The sequence below is a fragment of the Gorillibacterium massiliense genome, from assembly GCF_000455485.1.
GTDB classification, from domain to species: domain Bacteria; phylum Bacillota; class Bacilli; order Paenibacillales; family NBRC-103111; genus Gorillibacterium; species Gorillibacterium massiliense.
Genome location: NZ_CBQR020000175.1, coordinates 1 through 21,186 on the forward strand (window position 1 = coordinate 1; position 21,186 = coordinate 21,186).

The following is a 21,186-nucleotide window of genomic DNA, read 5'->3' on the forward strand; positions in this document are numbered from 1 at the left end:
CTGCTGCCGCCAGCCGGCGGTGGGCCGGCGCCAGCAGCCGGCGCTCGTGCCAGGCGGCCAGCACGGCGGCGGCCTTGGCCAGCACGACGAGGACGGCGAGCCACGGGTACCCCGTGGCATCCGTCCCCTCAACGTGCCGGTACATAGGCCACAGCGCCGTCAAGGCCACCAAGGCCAGCACCGCCTGGCGCGTAAGGGCGCTCCGCAAGGCAAGGCGGAAGTAACCGCCGATCCGCGCTTCTGCAGGAAGCAGGAACACGCGGTCCGCATCCTGCAAATACGTGCGGATCGGACTCGCCGCCACCACAGCTGCCAAAACTGGAACTCCGATCCATAAGTAGGGAAAATCGGCGGGTATCTTGTCTAAACTGCGGGCATAGCCGTAGAGACCGGCCAGCAGAGCACCGATTAACAGCGTAAAGAATCCACTGCGGGCGGCGTCGGACCAATAGCCGAGGGTCATTTTCCGCCAGGCCTTCTGCCTTCTGCCGAACAGCTGCGTAAAGGCCTGCTCATCCGTGGCAGCGTCGCTGCCTTGTTTACGGTGTTGGGATTTCGTATTCGTCATCAAGCTGATCGCCCCCTCATAGACCCGCTTCTTCCCCGGTCAAAGCGAAGAAAATCTCGTCCAGACTTGCTCCGCTAGGCATGCCCGCTTGCTTGCGGATATCCTCCAGCTTGCCCTGAGCGGCGACGATGCCGTGGTGGAGGACGACGTAGGAATCGCAATATTTTTCTATGGTGGAGAGAATATGAGAGCTGATCAGGAAGCTTGCTCCTCTTTGCTTGAAATCGGACATCAGGTCCAGAAGAGAGCGTATGCCCAACGGGTCCAACCCGAGAAAGGGCTCGTCGATGATGTACAGAGGCGGCTCAGGCAAAAAAGCGTTCATCAGCATCACCTTCTGCCGCATGCCTTTGGAAAGATGCATGGAGAAGCTGCCTTGTTTCTCTTCCATGCGGAACCGCTTCAGGAGACTGGCGGATCGCTCTTCATACTCGCCGCGGGAAACGCCGTAAGCCAGCGCAGTCAGCTCCAAATGCTCGCGGATCGTAAGCTCGTCGTACAGCTCCGGGCTCTCCGGCACGTAGGTGAAGGAGGCACGATAATCTTCCGGGTTTTCCTGCAACGTGGTGCCTCCCGCCCGGATGGCTCCTTTTTGCGGCGTGAGCAGTCCGAGGATATGTTTGATCGTCGTACTTTTGCCGGCACCGTTCAATCCGATGAGGCCAACCATCTCTCCCTCGGCCACTGTAAACGAAATATTTTGGATCACCGGCTTGTTAAATAGATAGCCTCCGTACAGCTTGTCTATCTCTAAAATTGTTTTCAAAATATCACCCTTTTTCGTTCATAGAACCGTAACTTTCTGTAACTTTCTTGCGTCTATATTATATACGTGTTAACGATGGAAGAAAAATTTGGTTGCCCAAAACATGAAATAATGAGCATGCGTGAAAAATAGTCCATGAGCGCAAGCATACAGGGTGGTAGACACCCAAAATAAAAAAAAGCGGCGATTTTCGGCGCTTTTTTTCCGTTTTTAACGGGCCGATCGCCCTTTACATGTTATTCTACAGAGCGTATCATACATTCATGAAAGCTTTACTATACCAAGCCAATTTTCCAAATCGCTGAGTTCCGAGAGGAAACGGGGGAACCGAGCATGGCCGGCCTGATGGTTTGCTAAGGGTCGTTCATGGGTTATGGGGGTGAATCGCGCGATGACTTATTGTCATCATGCGTAGGGCGACTTCTTCGTCCGAATCCGTCAGCTAACCTCGTAAGCGTGAAGAGGGGATTGATCGGGCGGGATACATAAGCCACGAGAAGTTCCTCTTCTTATGGTTTTTTTTGTGCAAATTTGCGCAAAGCGAAACCATAGGACACGAATAGCGAAAATAAACCACAGGAGGTGAAGGTGTTACAAGCGCCGTTTTGTCTGGCTGATGAAAACGGGGAAATTGGCAAACACACTTTCTAAAACCCAAAATCCACAGTCGCGTCAAATATTGTCATGCATAACTGTCAATGGCGAGGCTTTGAAGGAGGACCGCAGAAGTGGGAATTGTCCAGCAAGAGAATGCCCATGATAAACGATCATCCAGCATGCCCTTCGCGTTACGTTGGAAGCATGAAAACGTGCGCATCTGTTTCGTTGCATTGTTCACCTTGACGGTGATTTCAATGTTTTTTATCCTCTTAAGCGGTACAGCCGCTAAGGACGTATCTCTCGTCATTGATGGACAAGAGACCGTACTTACGACGAAGCAAAATACGGTACAACAATTGCTGGATGAAAAATCGGTGAAAATCGGCCAATATGATAAAGTGTCCCTTTCCCTTGACACCAAGCTTAAGCAGGGAGATCAGGTGACCATTGAAAGAGCGTCAGCCGTAACGCTGGTCGCAGACGGTAAGACGCAAACCCTCCATACCTTTGGGGATACGGTTGCAGAAGCACTCCAGGAATTCCATATCACTTTAGGGGCGCAAGATAAAATCACGCCTTCTCTCAACACACAGCTATCGGGGAACGCATCCGTTAAAATCATCCGGGTCAGCAAAGAGCAGAAGGTGGAAGAAAACGCCGTTGCCTTTGAAACTGTGACCCAAAAAGATGCGAACTTGATGAAAGGCAAGGAGAAGACCCTTCAGGAGGGTAAACAAGGAACACGCCGCGTTATTAAAGAATTGGTCTACGAAGATGGTGTCTTGGTCTCCGAAAAAGTGGTAGACGATCAGATCGCTGCGGCAAGCGTGAACAAAATCGTAGCCGTGGGGGCCAAAAATCCGGTGGTTGCTTTATCTACAACAACCTCGGCTAAGCAAAAGGCAGCAACGAACCCATCCCAATCGAACGATAAGGCTTTGACCGTTACAAAAGACGGAGTGCCGTTCAACTATAAGAAAATACTCAACAATGTCACATTAACGGCTTACTCGGCAGGTGTAGCCTCCACCGGCAAAAGCAAGGGCGACAAGGGATATGGGATAACCCGTTCGGGCACTACTGTAACCGAAGGGCGGACCATTAGTGTCGATCCAAATGTAATTCCGTTGGGTTGGTGGGTTTACATCGAAGGCGTCGGATACCGCAGAGCGGAAGACACCGGCAGCGCAGTGAAGGGGAACAAGATTGACGTTTACTTTGACAGCGAGGCATTCGCTCAGAAATTCGGGATGAAGCGCGGCTATACGGTTTATGTGATCGGGCCGAAGAAACCGACAAGTGATTAATGATCTATTACCCCCATTCGATATGGTTCTAACCGTTAATTTATATATTTCAACAAATTTGTTACAATAATAGGAAGGAGAGGCGCTTGCCGCCTCTCCTTCTTTTTTAAGATCAAGTATTATGAGCTTTTCACGCGGCATCCTGGAGGAAACATTAGATGATTAAGGAGATCATTGTAGTAGAGGGCAAGGACGATACGGCAGCGATCAAGCGGGCGGTGGAGGCGGAAACCATTGAAACCGGCGGATCGGCGATCAATGAAGCTGTCTACCGGAAAATCGAACTGGCCATGGAACGGCGGGGGGTTATTATTTTCACCGATCCGGATCATGCCGGGGAGCGGTTGAGAAAGCTTATTACGGCCAGAGTGCCCGGCTGCAAGCACGCTTTTCTCACTCAGGAGGAGGCTCTCTCCAAAGGAGACATCGGAGTGGAGAATGCCAATCCGGAGACGATCCGCAAGGCGCTCTCCCAAGTGAAAACCGATTTCCGTTTGGAAGGCACGGTGCAGGAAGCGGAGATCACATGGGAGGATCTGATGGACGCCGGTCTGATTGTCCACCCCCAGGCGGCGGCTCGTCGTTTGGAGGTTGGGAACTGTCTCGGTATCGGATATGCCAACGGCAAGCAATTTTACAACCGCTGCAAAATGTTCCGCATTTCGCGGGAGGAATTTGCAGAAGCCATAAGCCATTTGAAAGATGAGGGAGAGGCATGAACCAACACGATGAGCGCGCGGCCGATATCGCCACTCCGCGCAGAACCCGGGACATTATCAAACGCCATAATTTGGAACTGAAAAAGAGCTTGGGGCAAAACTTTTTGATCGATCTAAATATTCTCGGCAAAATCGTTGGCGCAGCAAATTTGGACAAGTCCAAAGGAGCTCTGGAGATCGGGCCGGGAATTGGAGCGCTGACAGAACAGTTGGCAAAAACGGCAGGAAAAGTAGCCGCAGTGGAAATCGACCGTCGTCTCTTGCCGATTTTGGCGGAGAATCTGGAGCCCTATGACAACGTCCATGTCATCCATGGAGATGTGCTCAAGCTTCCACTTGCGGACCTGATTCGGACAGAGTTTGCCGGCTTGTCGGGCGTCAGCGTCGTGGCTAATCTGCCTTATTACGTGACTACTCCGATCATCATGAAGCTGCTGGAAGAGAAGCTGCCGCTGGAAAACATCGTCGTGATGATCCAGAAGGAAGTGGCGGAACGGATGGCTGCCCGTCCGGGCACCAAGGACTACGGCAGTCTGAGTATCGCCGTCCAGTATTACTGTGAAGCTGAAGTGGCGACGATTGTCCCTCATACGGTGTTCATTCCTCAACCACAGGTGGATTCGGCCGTTATCCGTTTAAAGCTGCGTAAGGAGCCTCCCGTGGAGGTGGCGGATGAGAAACTGTTTTTTGAAACGGTGCATGCTGCCTTTGCCCAGCGTCGGAAGACATTAGGGAATAACTTGCTCGCCGCTTTCTTCGGCAAGGATAACCGTGAGGAAATGAACGCTCAGCTCGCGTCTATTGGCATCGATCCGGCAAGACGCGGAGAGACTCTCACAATGGAGGAGTTCGCCATACTTGCAAACGCTCTCTACAAGCGGAGGGCAAGCTCTTAACGAATGCCATTCACCCATCCCTCGTTTCGCCCATAGGATGAGGGAAGGAGGGATCGATGACATGCGTCCTGGTGAATGGGTCATGCGCAAATCATACGGCGGAGACGTTACCTTCGCTATCCATCAGATAAACGGTAGATTGGCTATTTTAAAGGGAGTGGATGTACGTCTTCTGGCGGATGCGCCGGAGTCGGATTTAATACCGGTAGATCCGGCAAATCTTGCGCAGAATGTGGAACTGGATCGCAAGCGAAAGGAACGTTCGATCCGCCAGTTCGGCCGACTGCGCCGGCATAATGAGCAAAATGTGCGGAGTGGGGGCAAACTGGTGCCGCACAACTCGTATTTTGAGGTTCCCGGCCGGGTGCTGCATTTGGACGGCGATCAACATTATCTGCAAAAGAGCATGCAGCTCTACAAGGAACTGAGAGTTCCCGCAGCGGGTTATTTTGTTTCGGAGGGGAATATGGCCGCTGCCTTGCGCCGCCTGCTGCCTGAGCTGCAGCCGGACATCGTGGTGGTAACGGGCCATGACGGAATTCTGAAACAGCGCCGGGAGAAGGATATCTTCAATCTATCGAGCTACAAAAACTCCCACAACTTTGTGAATGCTGTGAAAGTAGCCCGGGAATATGACAGGTCCCGGGATAGTCTTGTGATCGTTGCAGGGGCTTGCCAATCCCACTTCGAAGCGCTACTGCAAGCGGGGGCTAATTTCGCCAGCTCTCCCCGGCGTGTCTTGATCCATGCGCTGGACCCACTCTACATCGCCGCCAAGGTGGCGTATACGCCGCTCCGCGAAACGGTGGAAATCGCGGATATCCTGCCTCACACCCTAAGCGGTCTGGAAGGGCTTGGAGGGCTGGAGACCCGCGGGGTATACCGAATCGGCTTGCCTCGCGTTTCATGGACGGAAACCGCTGCCAGCGCCGTTCAGGAAAGTGTGCAGGGATAAGCTTTTGTCAGACCGTGGAGCAAGTGTCTTCCCGGTTTTAAAAAGGGAAAATCCGAAGGGAAAACAGGGTCTGAAAACCGCGTAACCGGTTTAGCAGGCCCTGTTTTTTGGTTTTAACATTTTTTGAAGAAAATCCCCAATTTGAACCGTTGACAACCGCTTTGTACTGCTGCTATAATATTTTGTTAAACTTGACAAAGCCTCTATTCCAAGCTATAATGAAGGGAAGGAAAGAGGTGGTTTAACACAATGGCTAAAAACGCGCTATTGGAGATTAAACGCAGTCTTGAACCTCACGTCGGGTCCAAGATCATGCTGAGGGCAAACGGGGGGCGCCGGAAGACCATCGAGCGTTCCGGTGTTTTGGAAGAAACCTACCCTTCTGTGTTCATCGTCAAACTTGACGAAGAGCAGCACGCATTCAAGCGGGTGTCCTACTCTTACGCGGATATCCTTACCGAATCGGTGGAAGTAACTGTCTGCCAGGACGAAGGGGAAGTACGCATCTCTTATCTGCAACATTAAAATTACATGGAGAGTAACAGCATGCCAGAAGTCGGGCTTGCTGTTTTTGTTTCTTATGACTGAACCCAGGGGTCCGCAACCGGCAGCCGGAGCGGACCCTTGGGTTCTTTTTTTGGAATGCCAGGCAGCTCCAAGGTTGGACCGACGTTTTATCATTGGATACGGGCATACTAATGGAGCCGGAGGGCTTGCTTGTTCAGCAACGCACGAAGCTCCCAGCGAGCGCGCGGTGCTGAACGGGATGGGCAGAGGTTTCCATTCTCCCTGCGGCGAATCTAGATCATCTTTAGGAGGTCGAGGCGCGTGAGCCGCAAAAGACGAAGCGTCATGTCCGAACAGCTGAAGTACGAGCTGGCGAAGGATCTCGGTTTCTCCGATACCGTGAACCAGCAGGGCTGGGGCGGCATTACGACCAAGGATGCGGGCAACATGGTGAAGCGGGCGATTCAAATGGCGGAGAATTCCATCTCCCGCGGCAAGGAATAGCGTTTCAAGAAGGCCGTTTTCCCTTGTTTGGGTGGAACTTATTCCCGGGGGAGAGCGGCCTCTCTCTATAATTAGCCTTATTCAGCTACAGTAAACGTCGCTCGTTCAGGTATGGCGGTCTCCGAAAAGTACTTGAGTTAGCTTTGTCAGAATTGGCTTCACTTTTGGGGTCCAATATCGGCGCCAGCCGTTTATCCCTGTGTCCTTGCCTTATTGGGGCTAATCAGTTACTTTGATATAATAGGACATGTTTGGTTTCATGTCGGATTATTGGCGTAAGATCAGGCCTTGTACGTATGAATCGATGAATTTGCGATAAAGAAGGTGGGCGCTTGTTGGTTTGGGAGAAGGCTCCGGCCAAGATCAATCTTTCCTTGGACGTTTTATATAAAAGACCCGACGGTTATCACGAGGTGGAGATGGTGATGACCATGGTGGATTTGGCGGATCGACTGGAAATGCATGAGCTTACGCGGGATACCATCATCCTGTCCAGTCAGGCGGGTTATATTCCTCTGGATGAGAAAAACCTTGCTTTTCAGGCAGCCAAGCTGATTAAAGAGCATTATGGCGTAGAGAAGGGCGTTTATATTCACCTGGATAAAAAGATTCCCGTCGCCGCAGGTCTTGCCGGGGGCAGCAGCGACGCTGCCGCTACTCTGAGGGGGCTTAACCGGCTGTGGAAGCTGGGAGCGTCCCAGGAGGAACTGATGAAGCTAGGAGCGCGACTTGGCTCTGACATCCCTTTTTGCATCGCTGGAGGCACCGCCGTCGCAAGAGGCAGAGGAGAACAGCTTACCCGCATTTCAGCGCCGCCTCAATGCTGGGTCGTGCTGGCCAAGCCTCCGATCAACGTATCCACGTCCGACGTATACGGCCGATTGAGAGCCGCTGAAATCCCAAAGCATCCGGATACCGATGCCGTTCTGGAAGCAATTCGGAACGGTGATTTTCAAAGCCTGTGCGGCTCCTTAGGCAATGTTCTTGAGGATGTAACCTTAAGCCTCTACCCTGAGGTGGAGCGTTTGAAGGATGTCATGCTGAAGCTTGGAGCGGAAGGTGTATTGATGTCCGGAAGCGGGCCAACGGTATTCGGCCTTGTGGCCAAGCAAAAGAAGGCTGAACGGATTTATAACGGCTTGCGCGGCTTTTGCAAAGAGGTTTATGCCGTTCGCATGCTGGTATGATTTGGGCTGACGCTGCTGAAGCGGAATGCGCTTGGTTTTTCCGATTGTAACATTTATATATAGCGGATATTTCCCCTTAAGCTTGATAAAAACCGTATAAAAATGATATATTGGGGATAATTTATTCGGGTTTCATGTTAGCCTTCAGGGGGATTCTAATGAAAAAATTAAAGCGGAGTGGACGGCTTGTAGAGATGACGCAATATCTGTTGAAGCGCCCCCATTCCTTGATTCCGTTGACGACCTTTGCCGATCGCTACCATTCCGCCAAGTCCTCCATCAGTGAAGATTTGGCCATAATTAAAGAAGTTTTTCAGGATGAGGGTTTGGGCGAGCTGCAAACGATGGCCGGCGCCGCCGGCGGGGTTCGTTATATTCCGAGAGCTCCCAAGGAGCAATCTCTCGGTTTTATTCAAGAAATCTGCCGCGAACTGGAACAGCCCGACCGGATTCTTCCCGGTGGGTATATGTTCATGTCTGATTTGCTGGGCCGCCCGGCAACTGTAAGCGAAATCGGTAAAGTCTTTGCTTCCGTTTTTTCCGAACGGCAGGCCGATGTGGTGATGACGGTGGAAACGAAGGGCATTCCGCTTGCCTATGCCACCGGTGTTTATTTGAATCTTCCGGTGGTCATCGTCCGCCGCGACCACAGCGCCACGGAAGGATCCGCCGTTAGTATTAACTACGTTTCCGGCTCAACCAAGCGGATGTCGACGATGTCTCTGGGCAGACGCTCTTTGAAGGAAGGTGCCCGCGTGTTGATCATCGACGATTTCATGCGAGCGGGGGGCACGATTCAAGGCATGATGGATTTGCTCGCGGAATTTCAGGCGGAAGTGGCGGGAGTTGGCGTATTTTTGGAATCGTCCGATACCGATGAGCATTTGGTGGATGATTACGTCTCCCTGGCGCAAATTACGGGCATTGACGCCCGCAGTAAACAAGCCACTGTGATTCCTGGCAATTATTTTACTAATACGGAGGGACGGTAAAGAATGAAGCCTGAAATTATTGCAACAACACAAGCACCGTCAGCCATTGGACCCTATTCCCAGGCGGTGCGTTTCGGTAATATGCTGTTTACTTCCGGACAAATTCCACTATCTGCGGATGGAACCTTAGTGGAGGGTGGAATTGAGGCGCAAACCCGCCAAGTGTTGAACAACTTGAAAGCGGTATTAGCTGCATCAGGAGCCGGATTTACCGATGTGGTGAAGACCACGGTGTTTCTGAAGGACATGAACCACTTTGCCGCCTTCAACGAGGTGTATGCGGAGTTCTTTTCCGAGCATAAACCGGCCCGTTCCACCGTCGAAGTTGCTCGCTTGCCTAAAGATGTTTTTGTCGAAATTGAACTGATTGCCGCGATTAATGGCGAATAATGGAATAGCGGATATAATTTGCATAAAAATCTAAAATATTATGGGTTCATTCACCAATTAGAGAAGGATTTTTGATTCCCATGTGGAATTATTAACCAAGTTCTTTTCGCAGAAAAAGGTGGTGAACCCAAATGCAAATCACAGACGTGAGACTCCGCCGAGTCAACTCCGAAGGGAGAATGAAAGCGATCGCTTCCATCACCATCGACAATGAGTTCGTCGTTCATGACATTCGTGTTATTGACGGCAACAATGGTATGTTCGTAGCTATGCCAAGCAAACGTACACCCGATGGTGAGTTCCGCGATATCGCTCATCCGATTTCGTCTGCAACCCGTGAAAAGATTCAAGTCGCAGTATTGGCTGAATACGAAAACGCGGCTGTAGAAGAAGACGTGATTGAAGAAGGCGCCTGATTGACCGATTTTTGAAGGAGAACCCCTGTGATCTTCTTTTCATTTTGAGAAAAGAAGATCACGCGGGTTCTCTTTTCTTTTATAGATCTTTTCGGTATAGTCAGATGAGACGGAAGTGGATTATTAGATTGAGGTCCGCGAGGCGCATGAAGCGGCGGGCTTGTAGGGAGAGATGAACATGCAGATTAATAGCATCGTACTGGCGGCTGGCAAAGGCAAGCGTATGAAGTCCAAGCTGTACAAGGTGCTTCATCCTGTTTGCGGCAAGCCGATGGTTGGGCATGTCGTTGATATGTTGGAAGGGCTGAACTGCAGTCGCAAGGTGGTCGTTGTCGGCCATGGAGCGGAAGCTGTTCAGCAGTATTTGGGCGACCGGGCGGAATTTGTTTTGCAGGCGGAACAGTTAGGCACGGGCCATGCCGTTTTGCAAGCGGCGGATTTGCTTGCGGACAGCGAGGGAGTGACGTTGGTAGTTTGCGGCGATACCCCCTTGGTTCGGGAAGAGAGCTTGCGAAAAATGCTGCAGCTTCACGAGGAAAAAGGAGCGGCTGCCACGATTCTGACTGCAGAGCTGCCGAATCCGTTCGGTTACGGGAGGATTGTGCGCAATCAGGCGGCGGATGTCATCGCTATCGTCGAGCAAAAGGATTGCACCCCCGAGCAGGCGGCTGTAAAAGAATTTAATACGGGCACCTTCGTCTTTGATAACCGCAAGCTGTTTTCCGCGCTGCGGCGGGTGACCAATTCCAATAATCAAAACGAATATTACTTAACCGACGTGATCGGGATTTTGCGGGCGGATGGCGAAAAAATCGTCGGCTACCTGACGGATGACGCCGATGAATCCATCGGCGTCAATGACCGTGTCGCCTTGGCGGATGCGGAAGGGAAGATGCGGGCGCGGATCAACCGGGAGCACATGCTGAATGGGGTTACCTTTGAAGATCCGTCCAGCACGTACATCGAGGCAGGAGTAATGATCGGAGCTGACACCCGCATTATGGCGGGAACGATGCTGCGGGGGAAGACGGTCATCGGCGAGGAGTGCGTCATTGGTCCGAATGCCGAATTAACGGATACAACGGTTGCCGACCGGGCGACGGTGAAGCACTCCGTCTTGCTGGAAGCGTCCGTCGGCAGCGGCACCAGCGTAGGACCGTTTGCTTACTTGCGTCCGGGGGCCAAGCTGGGCGAGGACGTCAAGGTAGGCGATTTTGTGGAAGTGAAAAACGCCACCATCGGCAACGGCAGCAAGGTATCCCATTTGAGCTACGTCGGGGACGCCGTCATCGGCGAAAACGTCAATATGGGCTGTGGCTCGATTACCGTCAATTACGACGGTTTTAACAAGCATGTGACCGAGGTGGGAGACAACGCTTTTGTCGGCAGTAACGTCAATTTAATCGCGCCAGTTAAAATCGGTAAAGGTGCTTTTGTCGTGGCCGGATCTACTATTACCAAGGATGTGGATGACGACACCATGGCGGTGGCACGGGAGCGTCAGGTCAATAAGCCGGGCTATGCTGCCAGGTTGCGCGGGCGGCTGGAATCCAAAAAGAACGCGGGAAAGAACGAGTAAGCTTTTTGCGTGATAATTGTGTGGAATAAAGGCATAGAGTACGCCTCCGGGACGGCTCGCTTGAGCGATTAACCGATTCGCGAGGGTGTGATCAGGTTCAAACCTCTTGCAAACGGGTAATACTAGGGATGCTTATCCATCTCGAGAATGGCCAAGGGAGGTACTCTTATGCCAATGGAATTGAAAGGTGAAGTCCGCAGCGGCAAGTCACACAGTGCTGTACGCATACTGCGGCAGGAGGGCCGGGTGCCGGCTTCCTTGTATGGCAAGAAAGTGGCACCAACTTCTATCTCCGTTTTGGAAAAGGACCTGTTTGCGCTGCTTAAATCCAATGCTCATGGGGTTGTCCAATTGGACGTTCCGTCCGTTGGGATTTACCCGGTGGTGATTACCGAGCTGCAGAAAGATAAGATGAATGGCGGCATTCTGCATGTTGACTTTCATCAGATCAGCATGGACGAACCTATTCGTTCTTTAGTGAAGCTGGAGCTGGTCGGAACGGCGAAAGGAATACAGGAAGGCGGAATTTTGCAGGTGGAGCTGCATGAAACGGAAGTTCACTGCTTGCCCAAGGACTTGCCGGCCGTACTGCAGGTTGATATAAGCGGCTTGGAAGTAGGCGAGAGCGTTCATGCCTCCAATATCCAAGTGCCTGCTGGAGTAGAACTGATGGCGGATCCGATGGATGTCATCGCGACTGTGCTTGCGCCGCAAAAAGGTGAGGATCAGGAAGATACTTCCGAGGGCTCCACTGGTGAAAACGAGCCGGATACCGGCATCAAGACGGAGAACGCTTAATGGCGTTAATCGTGGCTGCTCTTTTTCGCTGCGGAAATTGAATATTGTTGTTAACGTGACGAAGAACGTCCCGATCCTCCCGCTTGCGGGTAGATGCGGGGCGTTTTTGTAGGGAGCAGAAGATTAGGAAAGGAAAACGCAGAAAGTGGGATTGGCGAAACGAAGACGGAAAAACCTGCAAAAGTGCAGGTTTTTCACATTTAACCTCTGGGATGGATGCGTGTCCTGCCTTCGGCAGACTTAGGGTCTCCCTAAGGGAGGAGCTATAAATGAGCGCACGAAAACAGGCTTACTCCCAGCAGTGGGCTTTGGATTTCCCACCGCCTCAATAACCGGGACGGGAAATAAAAACAAGGGTGCGCCGGTTGTAACGGAGTCCTTGCATGATGATATAATACTTTGTGTAGGAGTCGATGAATCCAATGTTTTCGTGTTCTCCGCGGGTATTATAAATTTGTACGGGAACATGATACCGGATGTGGTCTTTAAAATGCATATCTCTCGTCAGCTTTTGCCCGAAGGTGTACAAAGAGGTCACCACCGTAGTTGGAATTTCACCTCAAACATTTACTCATGAACTGGAGACTTGCAAAATGCGCCTCAGGGAAGTCTCGACTGGCGGGATCATCTAACTGAGCAGGAGCGCGAACAATCTGTTTGTAATATAGGACAGGCGGTGCAGAACAATCGTTTCTCCGGCTAGTTAACATTTTTTAATAAAATTTTGTGAAGGACCACGATGGATAAAGGGAGTGCAGGAATGAAGGCTTTTGTCGGACTGGGGAACCCCGGGAGAGAATACCGGGACACCCGCCACAATGTAGGATTTATGGCCCTCGACCGGATAGCGGAAGAGTGGGGAATCGTTTTTAAAGAAAGCAGCAAGTGCAAGGGATGGGTTGGCGAGGCAAACGTGGGTGGGGAAAAGGTTTTTTTGCTCAAGCCTGCGACTTATATGAACCTATCAGGAGAGGCGGTTCGCGCTTTCCAGCAGTTTTATAAGGTGGATCTGGCAGATATCACCGTGATTTACGACGATCTGGATACGGAACTGGGGAAATTCCGGCTGCGGTACCAGGGGAGCTCAGGCGGCCACAACGGCATCAAATCGATTATTCAGCATACGGGCACCCAAACCTTTAACCGGATTCGCATTGGCATTTCCCGTCCCGAGCCGGGTTACGGTGTTGTCGATTATGTTTTGGCTTCTTTTTCGAAAAAAGATAGCAAGGAATTGGCCGTTGTGCTGGAAAAGGTGAATGAGGCGATGAAGTTTCAGCTGGATCATCCCTTCGATCAAACGATGGCTAAATTCAACGGGCAGTAAGCAAAACGTACAGGCATGGCTAAATAGGCGCCGATGTGGATTGAGAACCCCTCTTTGCGGCAATACTGAATGGGTATAAGAGCTAGCGAGGGGGAATACACATGGCAATAACCTATATTTGTCGGTACTGCAAAACTCAAATGGGATCGCTGGAAACCGGCGCGGTGGATGAATTCCGCCTTGGCCTGCAATTCTTGACCCCCGGTGAACGGCGGGATATAATAGCGTATACCCCTGATGGCGGTATGACCGTAAAGGTTGTATGCGAGTTTTGCAGGGAAGCGCTGGATGCAAATCCGGAGCTATCCTTGGTCGCGAGCCCGCTGCAGTAAGTCAGCCTGAATATGCGAATGTCGAATCCCCCCGCGAAGAAACTGGGGGGTTTTAAGGCGTTGCGATGAGTCCAAAGAAAAATGATCTAGAGATAATAGGGGCATGCCCGGCGGCGAAGGGATTCCGCGGCCGTCTTGCTATGCCCGCCATCGTTCAGGCAGCGTTCATCCGCTGCGTCGGATTATCAGTTAGGGGTGTTTTATGCGTGAGCTGATTGCCGCTTTTGCGGAAGACCATGATTATAAATCCATCGTGGCCGGGATTCGTTCCGGTATGAAGGAACAGCTGATCTCCGGCTTGTCCGGTTCCTCCCGGCAAGTGATGATTGCTGCTTTGGCTGGTGACATCGACCGGCCTGTTTTGCTGTTGACTCATAATATGTACGCGGCTCAAAAGATTGCGGAGGATTTGTTGGAATGCATGCCTGCGGACCAGGTGCTGCTGTACCCGGCCCAGGAAATGATGGCCATGGAAGCGGCGGCGGCTAGCCCGGAAACGCTGGCTGGGCGGATCGACGCGCTGACTAAGCTGGCGGACGGCTATCGCGGTGTTATCATCGCACCTTATGCCGGCTTGCGCCGGCTTCTTCCCACAGCCCAAGTATTCCGGGAATCCCGGGTGACGGTGCGGGAAGGCGAAGAACTGGAACTGGATAGCTTTCTGCGCCGATTGACGGAGCTCGGTTACGAGCGTGTGGAAAAAGTCGAGAAAAAAGGAGAAATGAGCGTACGGGGCGGTATCGTTGATGTCTATCCCCTTACTGCGGAGATGCCCTGCCGCATTGAATTGTTCGATGTGGATGTCGATTCCATTCGATCATTCGACCCGGAAACCCAGCGTTCCATAGAGCGCATGTCCGAGCTGACCATCAGCCCCTGCAAGGAAATCATTGCAGAGAATCGGAGATACCAAAACGCTTCCCGGCATGCTGCTGATTTGCTAGACGCCCAGCTCGCCAAGATGACTGACCGGCAGGCCAAGGCGCGGCTGCGGGACGAAATCGGAGATGAAGTGCGGCGGCTGGAAGACGGCGTTTATTTCCCTGGTATTTTTAAATATATCTCTCTGTTATATCCCGAGCAGCAAACCTTGATGGACTATGTGCCGAAGGACGCGCTCCTCATCGTCGATGAACCGGCCCGATTGCTGGAGACCGCGAAGCAACTGGAGCGGGATGAGGCGGAATGGGTAACAGGGCTCTTAGCGGATGGCAAATATTTGCCTGCGTTGGTCTTGTCGAAGGCCTATGAATCCCTTCTGCACCGCAAGCCATTCCCGACGTTGTACCTGTCCTTGTTTTTGCGTCAGGTTCCCCATACGCAGCCGCAAAACATCATCAACTTCGTTTGTCGGGCGATGCAAAATTTCCACGGGCAAATGAATGTACTGAAGACGGAAATGGAGCGCTGGCGGAAGACGGGAACCCGGGTGCTTCTTCTTGCCGGCGGCGAGGAGCGGAAGGACCGGCTGCGCCGGGTGCTGTCCGATTACAAGATCGAGGAGCCGGAGATTTTGACCGGCAATCTGCAGTCGGGCTTCGAACTGCCTTCGGTTCATTTAGTTGTCATCACCGAAGGTGAGATGTTTACCCAGAAGCAGCGTAAAGCCCGCCGGGTCGATAAAAGAATCGAAAATGCCGAGCGAATCAAAAGCTATCAGGAATTGAAGCCCGGCGATTACGTCGTCCATATCAATCATGGCATCGGCAAATACGTCGGCATCGGAACGTTAGAGGTCGGCGGCATCCATAAGGATTACATGCACATCCTGTATGCCGGGGGAGATAAGCTGTCCGTCCCCATCGATCAGATCGATCTGATCCAAAAATACGTAGGCGCTGAGGAAAAAGAGCCGAAAATCTATAAGCTGGGCGGCTCCGACTGGACCAAGGTGAAGACGAAGGCCAGGTCTGCTGTCAAGGATATCGCTGATGAGTTGATCCAATTGTACGCCGCGCGGCAATCTTCTCCTGGCTATGCGTTTAACAAGGACACACCGTACCAGCGGGATTTTGAAGCGATGTTTCCTTACGAAGAAACGGTTGATCAGCTGCGTGCCATTGAAGAAATCAAGGTGGACATGGAACAAACCCGTCCGATGGATCGTCTATTGTGCGGGGATGTAGGCTACGGCAAAACCGAGGTAGCGGTCCGCGCCGCTTTTAAAGCGGCCATCGACGGCAAGCAGGTGGCAGTGTTGGTGCCTACGACAATTCTGGCCCAGCAGCACTACGAAACGTTCAAAGAGCGCTTTTCCGGCTATCCTTTCAACATTCAGGTGCTGAGCCGATTCCGCTCCAAAAAGGAGCAGAACGAAACGATCAAGGGGATTAAAAACGGCAGCGCCGACATCGTCATCGGAACCCACCGGCTGCTGTCGACCGATATCCAATATAAGGATTTGGGATTGCTGATTGTCGACGAAGAACAGCGATTTGGCGTTTCCCACAAGGAAAAACTGAAGCGGCTCAAGAACAATGTAGACGTTCTCACCTTGACAGCAACGCCAATTCCCCGTACGCTTCATATGTCCATGCTCGGCGTTCGCGACCTTTCGGTTATCGAGACGCCGCCGGAAAACCGGTTCCCGGTTCAGACTTATGTGCTGGAGCATAGCAACTCCCTCGTTCGGGATGCTATAGAGAGGGAGCTGGCCCGTGAAGGTCAGGTTTACTACTTGTTCAATCGCGTGCAGGGCATCCAGCAGATGGCCGATCAGCTGTCCGCTCTTGTGCCTGACGCAAAAGTCGCCGTCGCCCATGGGCAGATGACCGAGCAGGAGTTAGAGAGGACGATTCTGGACTTCCTCGACGGCGAATCGGATGTGCTGGTCAGCACAAGCATTATAGAAACGGGTGTCGACATTCCTAACGTAAATACCCTGATTGTCCATGATGCCGATAAAATGGGACTTTCCCAGCTTTATCAGCTGCGGGGACGGGTTGGACGCTCCAACCGGATCGCGTACGCCTACTTCACCTATCACCGGGACAAGGTTCTGACGGAGGTAGCGGAGAAGCGGCTTCAGTCCATCAAAGAGTTTACAGAACTTGGGTCAGGGTTTAAAATTGCAATGAGGGATTTGTCCATCCGCGGAGCGGGAAACCTGCTGGGGGCCGAACAACACGGCTTTATCGCTTCCGTCGGCTTCGATATGTATTCGCAAATGCTGGCGGAGGAAGTCAACAGGCGCAAGGCCCAGATGGATGGAGTGGTGGAGATTCCCGAGCAGACCGCTGCGATTCAACTGGATCTGCAGGTGGATGCCTATCTGCCCTCCGATTATATTTACGACAGTATGCAGAAGATCGAGATTTACAAAAAAGTCGCAGGCATCACCACACTGGAAGAAGCGGGAGACCTGCAGGAAGAATTGACCGACCGTTTCGGCGACCTTCCGGAGGCGGTCGAGAATTTGCTCCGTGTTGCACGTATTAAGGTCTATGGCTCCCTGTACCGGGTCGAGTCAATCGCCCAGAAGGGAGAGGATTTTTCCATTAAGCTTCAGGCCGATCAAAACGATACTTTAAATGGCAAGAAGCTGGTTACGCTGTCATCCCAATATGAAAACCGGATTCGCATTATCCCGGGTCCGCAGATTCATATGGAGCTAAAAGGCAAAGGATATAAGGCGGGATCGCCAATCCAACTGCTGGAACAGTTTTTGGAACGTTACCAAGAGGCTTATACCCCGAAAGGAGAACTACAGAATGTTGCAAATAAATAAAAAACGGGCTGCCAAAGGCCTGTCCATGGGACTGGCATTGGTGCTGGCCCTCGGCGTATTCGCCGGTTGCGGAAAGAAGGATAGCTCCGCCACTTCACCTAATAGTAGCACCGCTGCACATAAAAAAAATGTTGTCGCAACCTATAAAGGCGGAGAAGTGACGCAAACTGAGTTTGATAAATTCATCGGCGTAAGCAAAATGCTCGATTCCACGGGTCAACTGGCCAGCATGCTGGAGAATGAAACCTACAAGAGCATGTTCCTGGAAAATTACCTGCAGCAGGAAGCGGCTTTGGAAATCCTCGCCACTAAAATGTCAGATGAGGGTAAGAAGAAAGCTCAGGAACAGGTTGATGCGTTTAAAAAGCAAGTGAAGGACATGGCAACCGCCGACAAGAAGAGCTATGAGGATTCCTTGAAGACCAACAAGATCAAGCAAAAAGATATGGAAGATTACATCTACAACACCGTCGGCGTTATGACGGATATGAAGAATAAAGTAACGGACGATCAAGTGAAGGCCGAATACGACAAGAATAACGCAGAAAAATTGTACAATGTCGTAGACGTTCGCCATATTTTGATCGCCACCAAGGACTTGTCGGATTCCACGGGGAAAACCGAGAAACGTACCGACGCGGAAGCTCTGAAGATCGCCAAAGAAGTCATCGACAAGCTGAAAGGCGGCGCCAAGTTCGAGGATCTGGCCAAGGAGTATTCCGAAGACACCGGCTCCAAGGATAACGGCGGGCTTTATAGCGCTGTGCCGGAAGTGAACAGCGGCATGGTTGAACCTTTCGAGAAGGCAATGAATTCGCTGAAAATCGGCGAGATTAGCGAGCCGGTCAAATCCGATTATGGCTATCACGTCATGAAGGTAGACGCCCGCAAAACCTATACACTCGATGAGAAAAAGGACGAAATCAAGTCCAGTTTGAGCCAAACTAACTTCCAGAATTTCATGGAAAAAGACTTCCCGTCTTACAGCTACGTAAGCTTCCTGCCGAAACCGTCGGCAAGCCCTTCGACGAGCCCGGCTCCTACGTCGGCGGCATCTGCAGCTCCGTCAGCATCCGTCGCTCCTTCGGCTTCCACAGCTCCGACAACGGCGGCGACTCAAAAATAATCAAGCATACCAGAAACCGGACCCCCAAGGGCTCCGGTTTTTTGTTCCTTTTTCGCATATTGTTTTCCAAGGTTTCGGGCAAAATGATGGAGGGTGGAAAGTCGCCCATAACGGAAAGATTATGCATAAGATGAGGTGTGCGGTAGAATACTGTGTGTACACTTATATCCAGTGAATGAAATCTTCGGAGGAAAGTGAGGCAGCATGAGCATGAAAGCAACTGGAATTGTTCGCCGCATCGACGACTTGGGTCGCGTGGTGATCCCTAAAGAAATTCGCCGTACATTGAGAATCCGCGAGGGCGATCCGCTAGAAATTTTCGTTGACCGCGACGGGGAGGTCATATTAAAAAAATATTCCCCAATCGGGGAATTGGGTGATTTTGCCAAGGAATATGCGGAGTCGCTGTACGAAAGCACTAACCATATCGTGCTCATTTCCGACCGGGACAATGTGATCGCGGTAGCCGGGGGAGCCAAAAAAGATTACATGGAAAAACCGGTAGGCGCTTTGGTGGAAAGCAGCATGGAAAACCGGCGGACCGCCATGGAAAGCGCATCCGGCAGTTATGATATTATGCGGGATGTAAGAGAAACCTACAGCGCTTATGTTATTGCTCCTATTATTGCAGGTGGGGATCCCATCGGTTCGGTTATTCTGCTTAATAAAGAAGAGAACACGAAGATGGGTGAGTTGGAAGTGAAGACGGCGGAAATCGCCGCCGGATTTTTAGGAAAACAAATGGAGCAATGATACGCCGTTGATAGACCCATGATACGAAGATCGACAAGCTTCCTTTTCGGCAGGCACGGGATATGTCCGGCCGGACAAGGAAGCCTTTTTTTGTGAAGCCGAAATCCTGGGGGAGGGTGTCGGCGGTAGCCGTTTATCCTTGCTACATCAGAATTTATAAGTTTGTCACTATAACTAGCCTGATTCCGTTACGGTAAACGTCGCTCGTCCTCAAGGACGGCGGTAGCCGTTTATCCTTGGGATAGGCTATAATGAAAGGAATATTGGGAGACGCGAGGTTTGGTGTGGAGAACAAGGAGAATCGGAAAGGCAGCGCCCTTTTGAAGGGAGCAGCGGCTCTTGGAATCGCGGCGGTGCTGTCCAAGCTGTTGGGCACGATGCAGAAGATCCCGTTGCAAAATCTTGCCGGGGATGAAGCCTTCGGCATTTACAGTATCGTTTATCCGCTTTATACATTGATATTGACTTTGGCGACGGCGGGTTTTCCTTTAACGGTTTCTCGATTCGTTTCCGAGGAGTTGGCGTGGGGCCGGGAAAAAGAAGCCCGCAGAGTGCTGGGTATGGCGACAGCCGTATTGACGGTTACGGGTTTGCTCTTTTTTGCGGTTCTATACCTTGGGGCTGATCCTCTAGCAAAGTGGCTGGGAGCGAGGTTAGCGGCTCCGGCGATCCGCAGCGTGTCCTTTGCGTTATTGATCGTTCCGGTTATGGCGGCTTTGCGGGGATATTTTCAGGGGCGTCAGGATATGGTGCCAACTGCGGTTTCTCAGGTCGTGGAGCAGTTGATCCGGGTTGCGACGATGCTGGGGCTGCTGCTTTATTTCCTAGATATCGGGGCGAGCAACAGCCGGATCGCCGCAGGCGCTACCTTCGGTTCAGTGACCGGTGCCGTGGGCGGATTGGCGGTAATGTTGATCTTCTGGCAGCGTTCCCCTCGATCAAAGAATGCGAAGGGGAGCGCAGCCGCTGATGGGGAAGCTCAAACCGCAATGGGAGGGGGTCTACGGCCGGAAGCCGTTGGCTTGGCGCGTTTTGTGCGGACCGCCCTTGCCGTATGCCTCGGTTCTATCGCTTTGCCGCTTCTGACGCTTATGGATTCCGTGTCTCTCCCCTCCTTGTTGGCCAAGGAAGGAATGGGCGAATCCGCGCGCTTAGCGGAGGTGGGCCTCTACAATCACGCCCAGCCCCTTGTTCAATTGATCGGGCTTATTGCCACCTCGATGTCGGCGGCTCTGGTGCCCGCCATCGCCGAGGCCAAGGCACAGGGGCAGATGCGGACGCTAAAGGAACGGACTGAGTTCTCGGTCCGGTTCGCTTGGTTTATCGGCTTTGCCGCATCCTTCGGCTTGATGGCTGCGGCTGAGCCGCTAAACGTTATGTTTTTCACATCCGCTGAAGGCAGCGCCACGATGGGCATCCTTGCCTTCACAGCGATGTTCAGCGTACTGAATATTGTCACCGGCAGCATTCTCATCGGCTTTGGCGCCACGACGGCCCCTGCGGTGAGCCTGTTTGCCGCAGCGGCGCTTAAGCTGCTGTTAAATGCGCTATTGGTGCCGGCCTACGGCATCCGCGGCGCCGCCGTGGCGGCGGTGGCCGCTTACGCCCTGGCGGGGCTTGCCAACCTGGCGGTGTTGGCCCGCCGCTCGGGCGTACGCTTCGGCGCCGGCGCCCTGTTGTGGCGCCCGCTGGCCGCAGCGGCGGCCATGTGCGCTGCCGTCGCCGCCGTGCGCTTCG

At 52.3% G+C, this 21,186-nt stretch carries 20 protein-coding genes and 1 riboswitch; of the genes, 18 read left to right on the forward strand and 2 right to left on the reverse strand.

What is annotated here, in order from left to right; all coding sequences use genetic code 11:
* A partial coding sequence (locus TJ79_RS24745) for an ABC transporter permease (RefSeq protein WP_238323141.1) occupies nt 1-568 on the reverse strand: 568 nt, incomplete at its 3' end.
* Nucleotides 569-584: 16 nt separating this feature from the next.
* Nucleotides 585-1,334, reverse strand: a complete 750-nt coding sequence (locus TJ79_RS24750; protein WP_040953025.1) for an ABC transporter ATP-binding protein — start codon at nt 1,332-1,334, stop codon at nt 585-587.
* Nucleotides 1,335-1,623: 289 nt separating this feature from the next.
* A riboswitch (cyclic di-AMP (ydaO/yuaA leader) is annotated at nt 1,624-1,805 on the forward strand.
* Nucleotides 1,806-2,062: 257 nt separating this feature from the next.
* Between TJ79_RS24750 and TJ79_RS24755 the strand changes: the two genes are divergently transcribed.
* From TJ79_RS24755 to TJ79_RS24845, 18 genes are all read left to right on the forward strand, one after another.
* Nucleotides 2,063-3,241, forward strand: a complete 1,179-nt coding sequence (locus TJ79_RS24755; protein ID WP_040953026.1) for a 3D domain-containing protein — start codon at nt 2,063-2,065, stop codon at nt 3,239-3,241.
* Between the two features lie 158 nt (nt 3,242-3,399).
* Nucleotides 3,400-3,960: a ribonuclease M5 gene (gene rnmV, locus TJ79_RS24760; RefSeq protein ID WP_040953027.1), complete on the forward strand. Its 561-nt coding sequence runs from the start codon at nt 3,400-3,402 to the stop codon at nt 3,958-3,960.
* On the forward strand, nt 3,957-4,856 hold the full coding sequence (gene rsmA / locus TJ79_RS24765) for a 16S rRNA (adenine(1518)-N(6)/adenine(1519)-N(6))-dimethyltransferase RsmA (RefSeq protein ID WP_040953028.1): 900 nt from the start codon (nt 3,957-3,959) through the stop codon (nt 4,854-4,856). Before rnmV ends, rsmA begins: the two co-directional genes overlap by 4 nt.
* A 61-nt stretch (nt 4,857-4,917) precedes the next feature.
* Entirely contained in the window at nt 4,918-5,811 is an 894-nt protein-coding gene (gene yabG, locus TJ79_RS24770) for a sporulation peptidase YabG (RefSeq protein WP_040953029.1), read from the forward strand.
* A gap of 249 nt (nt 5,812-6,060) precedes the next feature.
* Entirely contained in the window at nt 6,061-6,336 is a 276-nt protein-coding gene (gene veg / locus TJ79_RS24775; protein WP_040953030.1) for a biofilm formation stimulator Veg, read from the forward strand.
* Between the two features lie 303 nt (nt 6,337-6,639).
* A complete protein-coding gene (locus TJ79_RS24780) occupies nt 6,640-6,822 on the forward strand; it encodes a small, acid-soluble spore protein, alpha/beta type (protein ID WP_040953031.1) in 183 nt (60 codons plus the stop codon).
* Between the two features lie 332 nt (nt 6,823-7,154).
* The gene (ispE, locus tag TJ79_RS24785; protein WP_040953032.1) at nt 7,155-8,009 is read left to right on the forward strand and encodes a 4-(cytidine 5'-diphospho)-2-C-methyl-D-erythritol kinase; all 855 of its coding nucleotides are present in this window, start codon (nt 7,155-7,157) and stop codon (nt 8,007-8,009) included.
* A gap of 158 nt (nt 8,010-8,167) precedes the next feature.
* Complete coding sequence (purR, locus tag TJ79_RS24790; RefSeq protein ID WP_040953033.1) at nt 8,168-9,001, forward strand: pur operon repressor; 834 nt, start codon at nt 8,168-8,170, stop codon at nt 8,999-9,001.
* Between the two features lie 3 nt (nt 9,002-9,004).
* Complete coding sequence (locus TJ79_RS24795) at nt 9,005-9,391, forward strand: RidA family protein (protein ID WP_040953034.1); 387 nt, start codon at nt 9,005-9,007, stop codon at nt 9,389-9,391.
* A gap of 131 nt (nt 9,392-9,522) precedes the next feature.
* Nucleotides 9,523-9,807, forward strand: a complete 285-nt coding sequence (spoVG, locus tag TJ79_RS24800) for a septation regulator SpoVG (protein ID WP_040953035.1) — start codon at nt 9,523-9,525, stop codon at nt 9,805-9,807.
* Nucleotides 9,808-9,985: 178 nt separating this feature from the next.
* The gene (gene glmU / locus TJ79_RS24805) at nt 9,986-11,386 is read left to right on the forward strand and encodes a bifunctional UDP-N-acetylglucosamine diphosphorylase/glucosamine-1-phosphate N-acetyltransferase GlmU (RefSeq protein ID WP_040953036.1); all 1,401 of its coding nucleotides are present in this window, start codon (nt 9,986-9,988) and stop codon (nt 11,384-11,386) included.
* A 168-nt stretch (nt 11,387-11,554) separates the two neighbouring features.
* Nucleotides 11,555-12,184, forward strand: coding sequence for a 50S ribosomal protein L25 (locus TJ79_RS24810; protein ID WP_040953037.1), 630 nt, complete (start codon nt 11,555-11,557; stop codon nt 12,182-12,184).
* 760 nt (nt 12,185-12,944) lie between these two features.
* Nucleotides 12,945-13,511, forward strand: coding sequence for an aminoacyl-tRNA hydrolase (pth, locus tag TJ79_RS24820; protein ID WP_040953039.1), 567 nt, complete (start codon nt 12,945-12,947; stop codon nt 13,509-13,511).
* 101 nt (nt 13,512-13,612) lie between these two features.
* Entirely contained in the window at nt 13,613-13,843 is a 231-nt protein-coding gene (locus TJ79_RS24825; RefSeq protein ID WP_040953040.1) for an anti-sigma-F factor Fin family protein, read from the forward strand.
* 202 nt (nt 13,844-14,045) lie between these two features.
* Nucleotides 14,046-17,570, forward strand: a complete 3,525-nt coding sequence (mfd, locus tag TJ79_RS24830; protein ID WP_040953041.1) for a transcription-repair coupling factor — start codon at nt 14,046-14,048, stop codon at nt 17,568-17,570.
* Nucleotides 17,554-18,696, forward strand: coding sequence for a peptidylprolyl isomerase (locus tag TJ79_RS24835; protein ID WP_081757147.1), 1,143 nt, complete (start codon nt 17,554-17,556; stop codon nt 18,694-18,696). Before mfd ends, TJ79_RS24835 begins: the two co-directional genes overlap by 17 nt.
* A 210-nt stretch (nt 18,697-18,906) precedes the next feature.
* The gene (gene spoVT / locus TJ79_RS24840) at nt 18,907-19,449 is read left to right on the forward strand and encodes a stage V sporulation protein T (RefSeq protein WP_040953044.1); all 543 of its coding nucleotides are present in this window, start codon (nt 18,907-18,909) and stop codon (nt 19,447-19,449) included.
* 251 nt (nt 19,450-19,700) lie between these two features.
* Nucleotides 19,701-21,186: putative polysaccharide biosynthesis protein (locus TJ79_RS24845; RefSeq protein WP_052339987.1), on the forward strand; the 1,486-nt coding region annotated here is incomplete at its 3' end.